The sequence below is a fragment of the Psychrobacter sp. Pi2-52 genome (assembly GCF_904846705.1).
Classification (GTDB): Bacteria; Pseudomonadota; Gammaproteobacteria; order Pseudomonadales; family Moraxellaceae; genus Psychrobacter.
This window is the reverse complement of record NZ_CAJHBS010000022.1, coordinates 41,493-61,021: the sequence shown is the minus strand read 5'-3', so window position 1 is coordinate 61,021 and position 19,529 is coordinate 41,493. Positions and strand designations below refer to the sequence as shown.

Below are 19,529 nucleotides of genomic sequence, written 5' to 3'. Positions count from 1 at the left end.
GCCCCTCACCGTAAACGGTGAAACGCTAAATCTCACAACTCGTTAAGTTTGCCTCATAACATTTATTATTGTCAATATATAATTACAAATAAAATTATGCGCGACGCCATATGTCGCAGACCATATATTTCCTTACAAAAGTCCTTGATATTTTCTGTGAAACGCGCTTTTATGATGCTACAAAATTACGCGCACTGACAAAATAAAAATTAAGGCAAATTTCTATGAGTCTGTCATTTTCACAAATTCAGCAAGCTTGGCAAGCCCAAGATCCAAGTTTGGTCGATAAATTATGTACATTGGCAACTCAAGCTGATGCGATTCCCGAGACGCCCATCCCTGAGCATGAGCTTACTTTTGATCGGTTTTTAGATAAGATATTTAGTCATCAGTTTCGGGAGCAACACCCCGAAGTACAGTTTGCAGAGCGCGTGGCAATGATTGCCAAACTGGAAGCAGACGAAGGCGTCTACCCCCTCCCAGATCGCTACAAAATCCACTTAATACTGACCGCACTGTGGGAAGATGGTAGCGCGTATTCTAGAACTATTTTAAAACAAGCCATTACGGCTTTGCCAGTTAGCTACGGTGTGTGGAAGGGTTTAAAGCGTATTTATAAGCAAGCAGAATTTTCTCAAGATTATGAGATATTTGGACAAATAGCTGCCAAGATTGATTTACAGCGTTTCAATCAAACCGCCAACTCTGCGGTCAGCCTAGCTACCAAAACCTATATGAGCCTCAGAGCCTGGCGTTATTTGCGTCAACTGGGTCAGCAAATGCCAATTGGCTACATTGATGCTGCCGTCTGTGTACTCGCCAGCTATGACGAAACCATGACGGCAGGCAGCCTTGCACAAACGAACAGCTGGGTACTTAATCATATCTGTTTCCATAACAGTCTTGATTATGGCGTCAATCGATTCAGCAGTCGCTCACTTCGCAAGCTCTTTGATGCCAAAGGTCGCGCGTTTTCTGAGGCATGGCAACGAGACCCTGAACCACTTACTGAGTTACTGGCCATCGCCAGAAACGAGGCTATCAGACAGTTTGCAACCGATAGCCTAAAGCACGATTTCAAAACCCAATTACGTGATGTGAGTGGTGAGACGCTACAATATTTATCTGCCGGACAAGCGCACAGCAAAGCGCGTGATGAGATGATTGTTTGGCTATTAGAAAACTCACCGCATTTTGAAAAGTCTAAGTTTCAAGTATTGGGCTTGCATCAAGTCGTATTGCAGCTACTCCATTCACACTATCCTGCCGCCTATCAATATGCGATTGGCTATGCCAAAAGCTATGCTCAGGACTTATCACTCACTGAGCTGATGTTACTGGCCATGTCAGATTATGAGCCTGTTAGAGCATTTGCCATCAACAATATCTTAAGTCGTGATCCTGTTGCTGATATCGGTGTCAACGGTTGGGGTCAGCTGTTAGACACAGAACATCACTATCAAACCGCGAGCAAACAACTTAGCAAACACTTTACGAGGCGCGATTTAACCCCTGAGTGGTTTTTTGAACGATTGACTAGCGGTAGAACACACAGCGTAAAATTTGCGATACAAAAACTGCCTGAGCTTTATAGTGCCAAAGAGCTAGGGACTGAATACTTTATTCGCGCTGCCCAGCAGTTAGATATACCAGAGCAAGAGCAACAGGACTTCTCTGCTCATAACGATAGCGACTGCATGAACTTTGCGTTGGACCACCTCAGACGTTTGGATTTGAGCCAAGTAAACGCTGCCGTGTGGCAAACACTGTTATTAAACCCATTATCGCAAGCGACTATTACCGATTGGTTTGATGAAGATGTACTGTCAACTGCGACGCTTGATATGAGCTATTGGCATGCACTTGCCTATGAGCCTGACTGGCAAGTGAGTGAATATATTGAACAATTAAAATCTGCTGACGCGCCTATTAAAAACTGGCAAAAGCACTTGGCCTTTGATGAGTACTTAGCAGAAAACGTGCGAGATTGGCTGTCTGATGTGCGTCGGTTTGCGCCGATAGATTTAGGTTTCGACTGGCTTATGAACCTTGCGCATAGCGAACAAGCACTCTATCGTGAATTTGCGATTGAACGCATTAACAAAGGGTTCTTGCCTGCCGACTTTATCGCATATCTCGACAGCAATGAAGGCGACTCTACTGATAACGCTTCCAGTAATAGCACTGACAATAAAGACTCAAATAGCGATGCTGCTACTGAAGTAGATTTAACCGGCCAACGCTATTTATTCACAGGCAAGATGCAAAGCATGACTCGTGGCGAGGCCGAAAAAGTTGTGAAAGCGGCTAATGGTGCTATTAGCAGCGCCGTCAACGGCAAGTTAGATTACTTGGTCATCGGTGATGATGGTTCACCATTATATGGCAATGGCCGTAAAGGTAGCAAGCAAGTTAAGGCCGAAAGCTTAATCGCCGATGGTGCGCCGCTAAAGATTATCTCCGAAACCGCATTTTTGCAGATGTTAAGTGGTCAATCTAGAGAGGTATCTGAAGACGATACTTTTGCAGGTGCCAATGCACTGTGGCATATGGCAACAGATGATGCTACTGCACCTATCAGTGAGCTTGCGATCAGCTACCTCAGTCATCATCATGAACAGATCTGTATGGCACTGACAGACAGACCAGTCGATCCCGATGCGATTATCCCTTCTTCGTTCTTTGATGCGGAGCGCGTCATTCCTTTATTGCAACACCGTAACAGCCAGCTGCGAGCATTTGGCTTATTACTGAGTGAGTATGAAATGGCGACGTGGCAACCGACGCCAGCCCTATGGCTGATGATGGCAGAATCTCCCTATACTGAGGTCACGCAACTGCTGAAGCGTGCGCTATTGGACAAGCCGTCCGTTGCCAATCGACGTTACCACGTTCAGTCAGCACAATTGAGTGCTGGCATGTTGAATGCGTTGATTGACAGCAAAGCGCGAGTCGCTCGCCAAATCGGTATCACCTTACTGCAGCGTCACGCCAACTTCCAAGATGTGCAGTCTTTATATCGATTGACCCAAAGCACAGACCGTGAAGTACGTTATGCCGCCGTGACCATGCTATGGAAACACTACAAGGCGCGTCACGTATCCCCAAACTGGCAACCAACCAGTAGCGATAGTAAAGATAAAGATGCTGCTCAAGATAAAGACAGCTGTGCTCAACCAGTCATAACAGAGCAGTCAGATAAACGTTTGGCAAGCTTGCCTGCAGAGGTTGATCAGCTACTAATGCTGCTACGCCGTGGTCTATTCGAGTTACCACCTGGTCGTCTAGGCGGTTCGCAAGAGCCAAGTACTAGTGACAGTAATAAGCAAAAATATCAACGCTATTCAGATAAGCGCTCATCATCACAGTCATACGAAGTAGCTGAGTCAGATAGCAATATCACGCTAAAACCCATATCTGCGAGTCGTGCCAAATTGGCGTTGATTGAAACGTTCCGTGATGTAGCATTGGCTGACAGTACCTTTGCAGCGCTCATTATGCCCACACTGTTCACCTTTACGCACTCGGCAGGCAAGATGGAGCGTCATGCGTGCTTAGTTGCCGTCACACGGTTATTGCATCGCTATCCTGAGCTATCTAAAAACCTGCAGCCAGTGGTCTCTGCTTGACGGCTTTGGCAAACAGATATAGATAAAAGATACTTAAAAAAATATGACGTCACCTCAACTGAGATAACACCATGAAAACAATAACACTCCCCTATTGGGGTCAAATCATTGGCTTAGTCAGTAAGGCCAACAGCACCCAAGCGGCAACTCAAAAGACAACCAAGCAAGATGGGCGCAGTCTTTTTATTACTCGCCAGCAGCAAGCATCTGCTACGGTCTTATACGTCCTTGATCAACAAGGTGAGCAATTTAGCTTATCGACAACAGCGCTGCCTTGTGCGATGCAAGCCATCACCAAAATAGATGACAGCACTATTGTTATGATTGGTGATGATGGTCATCTTTATCAAACGGATTGGCAAGCCAAGAAAGTTAAGAAGACCAGTGCCAAATCCTTGCTCGATGCACCTGAACATAATAATAATGATATAGGCCGTGCCGTAGCAATGGCACCGCTACAAGATGCACTGGCTATTCTATACCCCAAACACCTCGTGGTATGGCCTTATCAGGACAGTCAAGCCAGCAGTACTGTCATCATTAAGCCTTACTCGTCTTCTATAGCAACATCAAGTAAAGAATCCGCATTAACAGCGTTAGCAACGTCAAGTGATGGCTCGTGGTGGCAGATAAAACGGGAGATGTTAGTAGCTATCAATGGACCTCAGATAAAGCTCAGCTCAATCTAAGTAGCCGCAAACAGCTCCATCAAGGTAAAGTAAATGCGCTTTGTTTTGAGCCAGTCGGGCAGTACTTCTTCTCAGCAGGCGCAGATAAGTGCTTGTACCGTACTCATGTCCAAGGCGATCTGCATCCTGTTGATAGAGCCAAGTCTAGCCAACACAGCGAAATGATCACAGCGCTTTGTATCTCAGACACACGGTTATTTACCGCAGCAGATGACAAGAGCATCAAATCATGGGCATTTGATAAAGGTCAACCAAACAGCTGTAAGGAGGATCTAACCAAGGCTCGACAGATCGTCTTATCTTCTTACGCTGAACAACCAACGCTCATCGTCGTCAGTGCCGATCAGAGCCTACGTTTCATACCTATTGACCATACTCAAAGTACGTCACAGAATAGCACCTCACAAAATAGTACGGCAAAAAATAGCAAGCTACTGCCAGTTACTTATATCATCAAAGATGGCTATCAGAGAATCAGCCAGTTACTGACAGATACGTCAAACAATAATGATGTGTCGTTTAAAGAAGGCTTGGCCCTGCTACAGGCGCAAGCAGATAACCAAACGTTAGAGCTGGTTAAAAAATTACTTGCTGATAGTGACACACTTACGGCCAACCAAGCGTTGCAATTGGTACAGTGGATTGCTACTACTAATCTTGATAAAACTGCACACGTTTTAGAGCAGCAACTAAGCTCGGCGCACAGTGCAAAAGTACGCCTTGCTGCTTTTCATGCCTTGGCCGACCGCGCAAGTACGGCGAAGCGCCCGCTGCATTATTTAGAAGAAGCCTTTAAAAACCGTTACTACGAAGAGGTGGTGGCTTCTGCGTTACAAGGTTACCTAAAGGTCGCGATGAAGGATGCCACAAGCCAGCGCCGCATCTTGCCTATTTTAAGAGACGCTTTGTCACACAGTTTTGCGAATATTCGCAAGCAAGCATTGGCCTCACTTGAGACCTTATTGCCAGAGAACAGTCCGCAAGCAGATTTGATGGCATTAGACTGCAATCAGTCGGACATTGTCCAATCAGGGTTAATTCGTCTGTATCAGCGCGGCATGCTAAATCACCTTGAAGTCTCGCGTCAGTTGATGCTGCTACAGAATCATCGTAATACAGAGATTAGGCAAACGGCATTTTATGTCTCATTACTGTCTCAACCCAAGTTGATAGAGGCGTTAAAACAGCAAGGCGACACGCAAACATTGCGTACCCTGACTGATTTTGATGACTTTCGCTTACTACGCGGCACGCTACTAGATAACGCTAGTAGTACAGCGGCGAATAATAATGTTAAACAATCCGATGAGGCGATCCGTTTAACCTTATCCACGCAAGATTTTATCTCGCAAGTAGATAGTGCCCAAGCATCTAAGGGTAAGGCTAAAACGGCAAAATTCAAGAAGCCTGCTACTGAATCTATAAAGCTAAGCAATGACACGTTAGAGCCCTTATTACAAAGCTTAAGCAATAGTCATGAAGATATCAGTTTTCGAGCGGCTTATGCGCTGGCTTGCTTGCAAGACAAACGGGCGTTTGGCACCCTGATTAGTCTGATGAGCCATGATGACAGTGCCATCATCCGTGCTGGTGTCGCCACTGCGCTTGGCCACTTAAATATAGAAGACGCCAAAGCAGTCCTACCGACATTACTAGACGATAAGGACGCTGGCGTGCGCCAAGTGGCTATGCAAGCCTATGGCAAATTGGCAGACAATGCATTGTCTTGGGCAGCGACGGGTTTTGCTTCTAAACATCAAGATATTCACGAGCAGTCTTTAGCACTGTTTTTAAAGCATGTTGCAGCAGATAGCTCAAATAGTGGTAATAGCAGTGACAAAAGCGCTCAGATGTCGTCAGAGATGACAGACATACTGCTACAGGCATTGAATAATCCTTTTACCAGCATTCGGTTAGAAGTGGTTAAAGTTCTATTAAACCGCCAATTTAAGCATTCATCTGACAATATTTCTAAAAACACTTCTGACAGTGCCATCGTTGACATCATTGAGCTATTGCAGCAAAGCCTCTTTGAAGATGTGCATCAAGTTGCGATCGAAGAATGGCAACGACTGTTGCTGTCGATGACATCGAAGCATAAAACAAATAAAGTTGAAGAAACTGATAGTCAAAAGACCAATCAAGCTGTTTTAACCTTGTTTTTTGCAGATACGTTTGCCGCTATCCGTAAGCAAGCCTTTGATATCACACTTAAGCAAAGCAAGCATTTAGGGTTTGCTGACGTAATGCTGAACGCGCTTGCCAGCCCTTATGCGGATACCAAGCAACTGGCCCTTACGACAGTGCAAGCCAAAGCCAATACGACTCAGCTAACACAACTGATGCCAGCTATCGTGGCTATGTTCGCTGATGACAGTATTGAGCTACGTAAACAAGCTTTGACGGTCGCTTTGGCGCTGACAGACTTACAGCCTACTATTTTAGCGGATTACAGTAGCCTAGATGATAGTAGCACTGATGATCAACCGAATCATCACGAAGCATTGATTACCGCGGCCCTCAACAGTCCTTATCCTGATATTCAGCTGACAGTCGCTCAACTGCTGGCCAGCCAATCACGCTTATACACTGACGAAGAACAGGCAAAGCGAAGTGATGAGCAAGCGTACCAAGTCTTTAAGCATTACTTAGATCTACCAATACCATCTCAGGACAAAAAAAGTGAAACATATACTCAGTGGTACAGTCATGTAGGCCAAGCATTATTTGGTTTATCAAAGCTAGCTTATCCCTCAACATACAACGCGCTTAACTGGTACGATAAATATTTACACCACCCTGACGCCGATTTTAAATCACTTGCTCCAACACTCACGCTCATGGTGACTGTAAACGATATTGATCTGCTGCTCAAATGGCAAAAAGATGAGAGCCCCATTATTTGCCATTGTGCCAATTTTGGTTTGGCTATCCTAGGTGATACGCGTGGGCAGGCTTTGTTGACTCATGATATTTATGGCAATATCGACAATAGCAATCTGGTAGCATCAAAAATGCCTGTTTATTGGCTTCAAGCGCAGCACGGTTTAGGTATTACACATGCACGACAATTACAGCCTTTGTTTGAGTCAGAGTCCTATGCCCTAGCAGCCAGACTGTTATTGATATTTAATGATTTACAGAATGGCTTGCAAGGTGGCAGGCAAGCTCCTGAAAAGACCGCTACCAGCACTGTCAGGCCCAATCGACTGATAGAAACATTAAGCTTTGCTGATAATGACACGGCAGTAGTCTACGCCAATATACTCGCTCGTTACCCGAATGACGTACAACAACGCAATAACCAGCAAGCACTATCGTCAACGTGGCAGTACCTAAGTGATTATTTGTCACGTCAATTAGGCAGTATTTTATCTTCTCACTCTGAAGTCATTACGATGATGATAGATGCCATGCCAAACACGGCATATAAAGGTGGTGTTAAAGGACAGTCGCATAATACATCCTCTATCCGAGCAAGTATCCTGACAACCGTCAGTACCGAAAACTTACAACAGCTCGCCAACCTCAGTCGACATCAGCAGCCATTGGTACGCGCGCAAACCATTAGTGTCATTTGCCACTTATCTGAATTACTCGCCCATGACTACTATGACGATGAGGACGATGTTTTTGAGACATTACAAAAATGGCAACGCAGTTTACAGGCATTGTTAAGTGCTCACCCAGTTACGGCCACCGTTAATATGGCAGGCAATGCGCAAACAGTCGGTAGCTCTCCTACTGAACAACAAGATAGTCAGGAAGTGCATTATCCTTATCAGTCTCTTGCCTTTGGCGCTTGGATTGGTGTCATACGTGCAGGCGACGATTATTATGCTAATAGCAGCACCACAGACCAAGCCATTCGAGGGCTAATGTGGCTTGCTACTCAACCATCGCAGCTGAACACCAATAACAACACTAATAACGATGAGGACTGGCGAGACAGTACCAGTCGCGTGTTGTTGCCACTACTGAACCATAGTAGTTTTGACACTCGTGAGTTGGCTTGGGCATGCTTGTATAAGCTGGACATGCCTGCCAAAAAGCTGGCTGACTATGCAATGAGTACGCCCTACCGTGATATGGTCAAACGCGGCTTGGATCTATTGCTAAATACCGCAAATAACAATGCCGTACAGCAGCAAAGCAAACCATCGGATACAGCTACTGTCAGTAGTAGCGCTGATCAACAACTCATTGATTTGTTAAAAACCAATAATCACACCTTAGCAGAAGAGACCTATCAGCTGTTAAAAGGCCGACTAGGCCATCTGCCAGCCAGCTTGCTTGGGCTACAGACTTATTGTCAGTCGTTACTGCCTCAGATCGTTGCTGAATGGAAACAAGTCATCGTCACGCCCTTTGCAAACAGTCAATCGCCGTCAGTGCAGTGCCAAGAAAAGCTGACGTTTTTGCTGCATGCTGTGAAGAGTGATGATTGGAATGCAAAATATCAAGCACTGAGTCAACTGATCGAGTTTCATGACGTACTCTTTGCGGACAGCACGCTATTTGATAGCTTGTTTGATTTTGCTGAAGACGCTCAGTCCAGTAATGAGAGATATCGTAGCTGGAAATTACTTACTGAGGCACTCACGTCGTACCAATTCATCAATAAGAACACTTTAGAAGGTCAGTTAAAGAGTAGCTTTGATATTGCGACTGCTGAACAAGTTGCTAATGAAGCGCACTTACGATTATTAGCCTTACTTGACGATCCCCATATCAACAAACCCAAACAAGTTATCTACTCAGATATCGCTGACCTACGTAACACGAATCTCGTGGCGCCATTGCTACAGCGTTTAGAAAGTCTGTTTGAGCACACGCCGCAAAAAAATAAAGAAGAGCGTAAATATTTATTTGATACCTTAGTAAAAATCAGTGGTTACGATCAAAAAATTGAGGATTATTTGGACGAGCGTGAAGACACGCGCTGGTTACAACGTCAGCATCCTAGAGACTCGCAAGTCTTGTTATCACTGTTTACTACGCTTATGAATCATAGTGATTATGCGCTTGCCGCACAGCTATTACCGTCACTGACATGGGTACAATCGGGCGACAGCGATTTATCCTCGCGCATTGATACCGCTTTAGCGCTAGCCTACGAGCAGATACCAGCTAACTATACCTTTAAATTGGTAGAGGCACTGGCATATCGAGCCAAAAGACGACATAGCAGCATTACCTCATTACAAAACGCCCTGCGTAATAAAGACGCCGATGTGCAATTTGCCGCGGCTGAAGGATTGGCTAAGTGTGGTAACGCTGATGGGGTCAATATCTTGATGGCCACGATCGATTATAACCCTGATGCTGAATTCCGCAGCTGCAGTGTGTTAGCCATTGGCGAGCTACTAGGCAGCAATAACAATCAAAATGCTGACACGCCTAATGCTAGCTCGCCTGCGGACAACGCTGATAAAAACTTACAGGTTCATACCTTATACAAAGCCTATGATAAGTTAATCAAACTGGCCGAGGACGACGAGCACTACTTACAAGACGTGGCCAGTGAAGCCTTAGGTCGCCTTGCACAAGGTGGTGACTTTGAGCACAGTCCACATATCTTTGAGCTACTAAAATCACATCTGTCAGACCCCGCATTGACAACAACCAACCCGGCCATTATCCATTGGTTAAATGGACTGCGCTGGCTCAACACAACGCCTGCTTGGGAACAAATCCGCAGCTATATACGCCTTCATCTTGATAAAGCCATATTTTTCCGTCCGCAAAGGCATGCGGTATGGCTACTGCAGATGAATGATAGCGATGCCAATAAAGCGTTAATGTTAGATATCTTAAAGACAAGCAATCTAGACCGTGCTGTGCTTATGGCGGCTTACACTGCGGCGCAAAAAACTTGGGGCAGCCTTGCATCGCAGATTTATCCTTATGATTGGGCAGCCATTCAAAGCCATAATAATGACTTTGTAGAAGAAACTGAGCATTTGAGTCTAAAGCGTATCATTGATAATAGCAGCATCGATGATCTGGCAGCATTTATCACCCAGCATGGCGCGCACTTGCCAGCTGACACCTTGATGGCGCTGCAAAATGCCATTATGGCCAAGCAAGAAATGCCAACATCGCAGCTTACCGCATTGATTAGCAGTAGTAACACACTGACACAGCATATTGGACTGTGTTATCTGACCCAATATCCAACTAACTATTTAGACAAAGAAATGGTTGCGACGTTACAGCAGCGTTTTGATACAGCTAGCGAGCAATGGCACACGCTTATCGACACCATCAACCGCAGTCCAACGACCATCAATAATAGTCAGTGGATTGATATGGTTGAGCAAGTACGTACTACCATCTCGCAACTGGTGTGGTTAATCATGCGTCATATAGCCATTACAACTGCTAAAGGTGCTACCGATAAAGCGGCTACTAAGCAAATCTCGGCAATGCTTGATTGGCTCAATAATGCGCGTCAACCATTGACCATCACTTCCGTCCCACTGCTCTCTACGACTGTTAGCGGTTGGTGGCAGCAAGCGTTGTTGGCACTACTGGCTAGACCTGTCGCTGAAGATAAGGTGCTATCAAGTATCTTGCCAACGTTGAGCACTGTATCAGCTACAGCTCAACCGCAGCTCGCTTATGATAATCAGACTTTGTTAGAAAATTTGATTGCTCGTATTGAACAAAGCGATACATCTACCCAAAAATCCATAATAACTGTAGTAAGAAATGCGTTGAAAAACAATGCGCTAAAACCTAAGGGCTCGTCTACCGAGATACCAATCAATCAACAGCTGCTACAGTGGATCAAAGCAAAAGACGCTGACGCACTCTATCATTGTGCGAGTAATGACAACATGGAGCTGACGGTTCGTATCCGTGCCATCGAAGCGCTTGGGCAGCTACATGATCCAAATATTGAACAATGGCTGACGACGCTCATGGCACATGAAAACTCAGACATTCAGAAGCTTGCTTATAAAGTACTACGCCGCTGGCAACGTGCCATGATACGAGCACAGCAAAAGCGTCCGTTGTCATCTGGCAATATGGAGGCGCAACCTGGCTCGACCATCGCAGCACAAAATAGTCAGGACAGCAGTCAAAAAAGCAATCAGGGTGAAGGAGACAGTCAATGACTATAGACAATCAATTAGACCAAGCATCAGAAACAGAGTCAGAAGTAGCAAACACTGATGGCCTGATGATGCAGTTGGACTACGCCGCACCCAGCCAAATCAGTCAATCACTTTCGGAGGCGCAAACGACCGAACACACTCAGCATGTGGCACTATTTGCTCAGCTAAATCGATCGGAGGTTAACTTCCACGGTAAGGTCAAGTCTCCCCTTGTTTTTCGTGACAGTTTGCTAGCGCTGTTTGATGTGGTGAGTAGTGATTATCGCTATGTACCAAAAGACCGCTCAGCATATACGGTATTTATGCAGATGCGCCGTGCCAGCAGCAATAAAAACCTGTTTACTGCGCAGCGTGATTATTTCACGTGGCTATTCGATAACGACCCACTTGCCTTTTGTATTTTGGATCCGATTATTCAGGTGCATGAGCAAGGTGTCAGCTTTGAGGTATTTAGCCGTGATGAAGGCTGCTATGCTCAATTGACATTGACCAATGAGATGTTTGAGCAAAATACCAAACCTACCCTTGGTACGACAAGCATTGACTATAGTGCGGCCTTGTTTAACGGTATTGAGAAAATACGAGATCATCAACAAACGATATTAGACATTGGTCATGAAGCGGTCGGCTTACAATTACTCGAAACCATGCCAGAGACAGCTGAAGCAGATACTGACAGTACAGTAACCACGCCCACCGTAAAAAAACAGATCATAGAAAAGCGCATCAATGTGCCCAAAAGCTGGGTCAGAGCATTGCTACAAGTTCAATCCGCAGGTCAATTACCACAAGATACCATCCATCTTGATCCAATCGCATTGTATAACGTGCTATTTGAGCTGCGCATGCATGCTGATATCAAAGGCAAACGCCGTGGACTATTAATTGAGCTTAGACCGCAGCAGCTGCCGGTGATTATATTAGAACCTTTTGATATTACTGTCACCAGCCAAATTAGCCAACAGCAAAAGCCTTATCAAGGTCAACAAGCAAAGCTGATTCGCTTATGGGGTCGCCGTCGTCTCAGCCTATTAAAATGTCTATTGCCACATACTGACAGCGTTTCGGTGTCGCTACTGGGGCAAGGCATGCCAAGCTACTGGACACTAAAAGGCAAAGGCTTTCATTTTACCTTTGCTATGACAGGCTTTAGCCAAGCCAACTGGTCACAGTCATTAAACTTTGACTTGTTACTGCCAAAGCGCCCACTGCAAAATACATTAGCTGCTATTGAAGGGTTATCAGACAGTAGTAAAGCAACCTTAGATGATAGTAATAATGATAATAACGATGAGCATAATGGCTTGTCTGTATTAATTAAGACACTGGAAAATACCCCTAGTACGCTAGAAGATTTGGTAAAGTCGCTATCAGCAGATGCTTCATTAACGTCTGTGCCTGTTTCTCACTCACAAGTACAGCAGTGGTTACTGTCAGGTACTCAGCAAGGCTTAATTCGCTATGATGTGGCGACGCAGCTGTATCATTACAGACCATTGACCCAAGTGCCGCTTGATATGGCACAGTTCGCTTATCACAACGAAGCAGAAAAGCAGGCTTTTGATTTGATTGGCCGTACAGATGCTGTGCAGAAATTCACAGTTGAGACTGTCGCTGTCAAAGGTATTACTATTCGTGCAGATATTCATGTCGAAGAAGACAGACGTACTTATCACAGCCAGCTGCAATTAGGCGATGAAGGGCTAGTTACCAAGGCGGAATGTAGCTGTCCGCAGTACTTGCAACATCGTCTCACTCATGGCGTGTGCGCGCATCTTATTGTGCTACGACTTAGATATAATCAATACGACCCAAACAATACGGGCAATGATAGTTGGCATGACACTCGTGTCTTGAGTAAACGCGTACCGAGTAAGCGCTTTAATCAACCTAAGAATAAAAAAGAAAGCGTACAAGTAGCAGCCCATAGCTCGTTAATGACATTACCTGTTGCAACGACACTTGATTTGACGGCCTTAGCTCAACCAGTTGCCCAGTCACATGCAACTGCAACTGCAAGCGATAAGACACAAGCGTTAACCGCACAAGAGACCGCTATTGCTTATGTTTACATCACCATTGCCCATAAGAAGATTACCATTGAACAAACAATAGGTGACAAGGATACGCGCCAGCAGCTGGTGTTCAATCAGCCTGCCCAAGCCAAAGCCGCATTTTTACAACATATTGCCAGATTTGAAGCCAAAGGCTTTATCGAAAACCAAGGGATGTAATGTATGACCACACACACAGCCAACAATAACGATTACATCAGCCCTGAGCCAGTACCCACTCCTTTTGAGCGTCAGTGGCAGCAACTATGGCAAGATATTGAGCTGGCGGGCGGACGTTACCAATATGTTCAGCAGCAGCTGGTCAGTCAAGGCTTTATGGTCGATCGTCAACCTGTCGACAATATGAGCCCAAAAGAACGGGATCGCTATAAAAGAGCCTTAAAAAAGGAAGCAGCTGAAGAAAAAAATCTCAAAAAAGCTGCTTGGCAAGCATATAAAGCGCATCACATGGTTTACCTTGGTCGTCATGTATATTGGACGGACGATACCAGTATCGATAAGTGGGACGTAAAAGACGCGGCCAATCGGCTGATTGAAAACAAGCTGCCACTGCTGCGTAAACATAATGAGTTAGCAGAAGCGGTTAACCTTTCCATTCCGCAGTTAAAAGGATTGTGCTATCAAAGGGACGTCGCAACCAATCTGTCTTATTCGCATTTTACTATTGCCAAACGCAATGGGACAGCACGTCAAATATGGTCGCCGATACCACGTTTGAAGTTTGTACAACGCTGGATTTTGCATAATATTTTGAATAACTTAACGACGCATGGTGCCGCCCATGGCTTTGTACGCGGCAAATCTATCGTGACCAACGCAGCAGTACATAGCAATAGCGAGCTCCTTATTAAGCTTGATGTCAAAGATTTCTTCCCTAGCGTGAGCTGGCGCCGTGTCAAAGGCGTATTCCGTCATGCCGGCTACCCAGAGCAAATTTCGACATTACTGGCATTACTCTGTACGGAGTCGCCTAGGCAAGTGGTACAGCAAGATGGCATCACCTATTATGTGGCATTGGGTGATAGAGCCTTGCCACAAGGCGCACCCACCAGTCCAGCATTAACGAACATCGTTTGCTTAAATCTGGATCGCCGCTTGACAGGATTGGCAGAACAATTGGGCCTACGTTATAGCCGTTATGCCGATGACTTGACCTTTAGTGTGCCCGCTATTGAAGTCACTACACCCAAATCGAAGGCTAAAACAACGATTAAATCCACGACCAGCACTGCAAAAAAACAAGCCGATACGCAGCACAATAAGCTAATCGGACAACTGCTCGGCTCAGTCCATAAGATATTACGCGAAGAAGGTTTTGCGTTAAATAACGACAAGACACGTGTGATTCGTAAAGGCAATCAGCAACAAGTGACAGGCATGGTGGTCAATGGACAAGGCGTACCTAGGGTATCTCGTCAGATCAAAAAAATGTTACGAGCAGCCGTTCATAACTTAGAGGCAGGCGGCAAATTACGCGCGGATGAGACTTTAAATACGTTGTCAGGATATGCCGCTTGGATAGCCTCGGCAGAGCCGGAGCTAGGACATGCTTATCTAGATAGAATTGAGCGTTTGCAGGTGCAGCAAGAGACATCTGTATAGATATTTATTTATATTTATAAAAAATGAGTATTAGAAAACCCCATTTCTAATACTCATACTTATTTTAATGACGCGTACTAATATAAATATATTTCTATTATATCAATAAAAACGGTGCAGTACGGCTGTCTTTTGAGTGGGCAACGTCATATGGCGTACCTTGAGCGATGATTACCCCGCCCGCATCCCCTGCTCCTGGCCCAATATCGATAATCCAATCGCTATTGCTAGCTACTTGCATATCGTGTTCAACCATGATGACGGTATTGCCCGCATCGACAAGACCGTTCAGCTGCGTCATAAGCATAGACACGTCAGCAGGGTGTAGGCCAGTGGTTGGCTCATCCAATATATATAGCGTGTCGCCTCGTTGCACACGCTGCAGCTCAGTGGCAAGCTTAATACGCTGTGCCTCACCGCCTGATAACTCAGTGGCAGGCTGACCCAGACGTAAGTAACCAAGTCCAACTTGTAGCAACGCCTCTAATGCACGCAAAATAGGTGCCTCATCAGCAAAAAACTCATGTGCCGCTTCAACTGTTAAATTCAAAACTTCAGCGATGTTTTTGTCTCGATAAGTGATTGCTAGCGTATCCTCGTCATAGCGTTGACCATGACAAACCTGACAAGGCGCATAGACGCTTGGCAGAAATAACAGCTCAACACTGACAAACCCTAACCCTTCGCAATTTGGGCAGCGGCCTTTGGTCGTGTTAAATGAGAACCTGCCAGCATCATAGCCATGAGATTTTGCTTGCTTAGTCGCCGCAAAAATCTTACGCACATCATCAAACAAGCCAGTATAGGTTGCCAAATTAGAGCGCGGTGTACGTCCAATTGCTTTTTGATTGATATTAATAAGGCGACGGACGTGCTCCATACCAGCGACAATTTCACCGCCAGTTACTGACTCAAGCTCTTGCTCAAGTAAATCTGCTTCACCGACAGGCGCTTCTGTGACTGTCTTTTGCCCCAACGCTTCATTGATAAGCTCTACCAACGCTTGACTGACGAGACTTGATTTGCCTGATCCTGATACCCCTGTGACGCTGGTCATGACCCCAAGCGGAAACTCAACATCTAATCCTGTAATATTATTTCGCTCAATGTTGGCAAGTTTGAGCCAGGCTGCCGGCTGCCTTGTATTAGATTTTGACTGTGCGTTAGACGTCGCATTGGCAAATAGGTATTGACCAGTATGCGACTGCGCTACCTCACGAAGACCATCTACAGGACCACTATAGACAATCTCGCCACCATGCGTACCTGCCTTTGGTCCGACATCGACTATCCAATCAGCATGTCTAATGACACTCACATCATGCTCAACAACAAACACAGAATTACCAGCTGCAATCAGCTCATCCAAAGACCCTAGCAATGCTTGAGTATCAGCAGGATGCAAACCTGCCGATGGCTCATCAAGGACATACACCACGCCAAACAGCTGCGAGCGAATTTGAGTGGCCAAACGCAGTCGCTGTAGCTCGCCAGGAGAGAGAGTCGGTGTGGTACGCTCAAGCGAGAGATAGCCTAACCCTAATCTTGTCAACGCTTCAACACGAGAGAGAATATCACTGGCGATACGCTGGGCGACGATGGCTTTTTCGCGGTTTGGTGTGTTATCGGCTACCTTGGTACAAGCGGTTACTTCTAATTTTTCCGCCATTTCTGTTAGCGTTAGCTGTGATAGCTCGCCTATATCCAATCCTGCAAACTTAACCGATAGCGATTCTTTCTTTAGTTTTTTTCCGTGACATTCTGGGCACTCAGATATTTGCATAAATTGCGAGACACGTTTTTTGGTACGCGGGCTTTGGGTCGTGGCAAAAGAGTGCAAAATGAAGTTTTTGGCACTGATAAAAGTACCCATATAATTTGGTTTCTCACCGTTTTCTATCGCATCGCGCGTTTGCTCAATATTGTATTCAGGATAGACAGGCACTGTCGGCGTATCATCTGTAAACAAAATCCAGTCGCGTGTTTTTTTAGGTAGTGTGTGCCATGGTTTATCAATATCATAGCCCAATGTGGTCAATATACGACTGAGGTTTTGACCTTGCCACGCTGGTGGCCACGCTGCAATCGCACGCTCACGGATGGTCTTGGTATTGTCTGGCACCAACAGCTTTTCAGTGACTTCAAAGACACGGCCGATACCTGAGCAAGTCGGACAAGCGCCATCTGGGGTGTTGGGAGAGAATGCATCAGCGTATAGAATCTCTTGATCTGCGGGATACTCTCCTGCTCGTGAGTACAGCATACGCAGACCATTGGATATCGTCGTTACGCTACCCACGGACGAGCGCACTGAAGGCGTACCTCGCTTTTGCTGCAAGGCGACTGCTGGTGGCAACCCTTCTATGGTATCAACATCCGGCTCATCGACCTGATCAATGAGTCGTCTGGCATAAGGCGATACAGAATCAAGATAACGGCGTTGTGACTCGGCAAATAGTGTACCGAATGCTAATGACGACTTGCCTGAGCCTGAGATACCGGTAAAGACCACCAATGCATTACGAGGTAAGTCAACATCAACGTTCTTCAAATTGTGTACGCGCGCACCTCTGACCTGAATATTATCTTGGTCAGGGTTATAAAGGGTATTTCTCACTGTGCTTGTTTTACTTGTTTTTTCTTCTAATTTTTCTGAATTTGCCATAGCGTTATTGTTCCTATCGAATCGTTGTTTATTCCTAACGTGCTTAGTTTTCTTTACTTGATTAGTTGTCTTTATTTAATTAGCAGAAAGGTTAACACGTACTCATGTGTGGCCATGGCTAGGCTTACATATCAATAGCATAGATAGACAAAACGATAACTCAAGTCACCCAATCATTAATAATAAAAAACCCGCATCAAGGCGGGTTTTGTTTAGCAAGAACTGAAAATTTAGACATTAAGACACAACCAAGCGCATCAATTGGGTGCTGATATAACCACCAAATGTCCCTACTGCGTAACCTAAAATACCCAAGAACACGCCAACAGGCGCTAGCGATGGATGAAAAGCTGTGGCGACAATCGGTGCAGAAGAAGCACCGCCCGTATTGGCATTAGAGCCAACTGCCAAAAAGAAGAACGGTGCTCGAATGATTCTAGCAACGGCAAATATGATAACGACATGGATGCTCATCCATAGTAAACCGATAAGCAATAGTCGCCACTGTGAGACGATTCCAGCCAGATTGATTTGCATACCAATAGCAGCAATCAATATAAAGATAAATACGGTGCCGATTTTTGATGCACCCACATGGTCAAGCCGACGAATCTTAGTAAATGAAAAGATGACGCCTATTAAAGTGATAATCACCACCATCCAAAAGAACGAGCTGGCAAAGCTATACTGAACGGCCCAACTATAAGGGGCAAAGAAATCTGCAATCTGGCCACCGACAAAGTGCGCCACTCCGACCATGGCAAAGCATAAACCAAACATCACCATCAAATCATTAATGGTTGCTGGGCGGGCATGATCACGCTCATAGCTTTCAACTGCTTTGACTACTTTATCAATACTACTCGTATCAGCTCGCAAAAAGCGGTCTATCTTATCGCTATGTTTTGCCATTAACAAAATAGCCAGCAGCCACAATGAGGCATTGGTAGTATCAACCAAAATCATCATACCAAACAAATCATCACTGACCCCAAACAGCTCCTTCATCGCTGCTTGGTTGGCCGCGCCGCCTATCCAGCTGCCTGCTACGGCCGAGAACCCACGCCATAACGTATCATCGGTAAACATCGCAGGCGATATCCACTTAGCGACTCCCAAACTGATCGGGCCACTGATGACGATAGCAATACTGGCAGCAAAAAACATCGCGATTGCTTTCCAGCCTAAGCCCAGTATTTTAGGCACATCCATGGACAAGGTCATCAACAGCAAACTTGCTGGCAGTAAGTAAGTGGCAGTAAAACCATAAATCTGCGAACCAATACCATCGGCAAACACGCCTAAGCTATTTAGAGTGGCTGGTATAAAGCAGCAAAGCACAATACCAGGCAATATGGCATAAAATCGACGCCAAAATTTACCCGGTAATCCTTGGGTATAAAAAACCAGACCAATAATGGCCATGATGATGCCAAAGGCTAATGGCAAATTATCAATTGCTAAGTTTGAGGTGGCAGGCATCAAGGCGCTCCAAGAGTTACAACGGGCAAAAGTAAATCAGTATAGACAAGGCAAAAAACTCCTGCAAGCAGCCATCGACTATTAGCTAGGATTTGCCGAGTAGTATTTGACGGAATAAATAGCAAGGTAACGGTTAGGCAAGTAAGGGCATAAAGTAATCATGGCGCCATACAAAACAAGTAAACGCAAAAAAGCCAGATAACAAGTATCTGGCTTTTTTAGTGCTATCTTTAGACGATTAATGAATCAATGATTTTAATCGT

At 45.3% G+C, this 19,529-nt stretch carries 7 protein-coding genes; 5 read left to right on the top strand and 2 right to left on the bottom strand.

The features are described from left to right. Window positions 1-224: 224 nt before the first annotated feature. From JMY00_RS11375 to JMY00_RS11355, 5 genes are all read left to right on the top strand, one after another. Complete coding sequence (locus JMY00_RS11375; RefSeq protein WP_201580226.1) at window positions 225-3,629, top strand: BRCT domain-containing protein; 3,405 nt, start codon at window positions 225-227, stop codon at window positions 3,627-3,629. Window positions 3,630-3,700: 71 nt separating this feature from the next. Then, window positions 3,701-4,318: a hypothetical protein gene (locus tag JMY00_RS11370; RefSeq protein ID WP_201580225.1), complete on the top strand. Its 618-nt coding sequence runs from the start codon at window positions 3,701-3,703 to the stop codon at window positions 4,316-4,318. Next, window positions 4,252-11,442 (top strand): HEAT repeat domain-containing protein, encoded by a 7,191-nt coding sequence (locus tag JMY00_RS11365; RefSeq protein ID WP_201580224.1) that lies wholly within the window; start codon window positions 4,252-4,254, stop codon window positions 11,440-11,442. Before JMY00_RS11370 ends, JMY00_RS11365 begins: the two co-directional genes overlap by 67 nt. Further along, window positions 11,439-13,676: a hypothetical protein gene (locus tag JMY00_RS11360; RefSeq protein ID WP_201580223.1), complete on the top strand. Its 2,238-nt coding sequence runs from the start codon at window positions 11,439-11,441 to the stop codon at window positions 13,674-13,676. Before JMY00_RS11365 ends, JMY00_RS11360 begins: the two co-directional genes overlap by 4 nt. A gap of 3 nt (window positions 13,677-13,679) precedes the next feature. Then, entirely contained in the window at window positions 13,680-15,119 is a 1,440-nt protein-coding gene (locus JMY00_RS11355) for a reverse transcriptase family protein (RefSeq protein WP_201580222.1), read from the top strand. 97 nt (window positions 15,120-15,216) lie between these two features. Here JMY00_RS11355 and uvrA read toward each other — a convergent pair whose 3' ends face one another. Next, window positions 15,217-17,784 carry an excinuclease ABC subunit UvrA gene (gene uvrA, locus JMY00_RS11350; protein ID WP_201580221.1) on the bottom strand — a complete coding sequence of 856 codons (2,568 nt, stop codon included), beginning with the start codon at window positions 17,782-17,784 and terminating at the stop codon, window positions 15,217-15,219. Window positions 17,785-18,021: 237 nt separating this feature from the next. Further along, entirely contained in the window at window positions 18,022-19,266 is a 1,245-nt protein-coding gene (locus JMY00_RS11345) for a DUF819 family protein (protein ID WP_201580220.1), read from the bottom strand. Between the last annotated feature and the right edge of the window lie 263 nt (window positions 19,267-19,529).

Coding starts and splice junctions, on each gene's coding strand:
- uvrA (WP_201580221.1), bottom strand. CDS start 17,784: ATGGCAAATTCAGAAAAATTAGAAGAAAAAACAAGTAAAACAAGCACA.
- JMY00_RS11370 (WP_201580225.1), top strand. CDS start 3,701: ATGAAAACAATAACACTCCCCTATTGGGGTCAAATCATTGGCTTAGTC.
- JMY00_RS11360 (WP_201580223.1), top strand. CDS start 11,439: ATGACTATAGACAATCAATTAGACCAAGCATCAGAAACAGAGTCAGAA.
- JMY00_RS11345 (WP_201580220.1), bottom strand. CDS start 19,266: ATGCCTGCCACCTCAAACTTAGCAATTGATAATTTGCCATTAGCCTTT.
- JMY00_RS11375 (WP_201580226.1), top strand. CDS start 225: ATGAGTCTGTCATTTTCACAAATTCAGCAAGCTTGGCAAGCCCAAGAT.
- JMY00_RS11355 (WP_201580222.1), top strand. CDS start 13,680: ATGACCACACACACAGCCAACAATAACGATTACATCAGCCCTGAGCCA.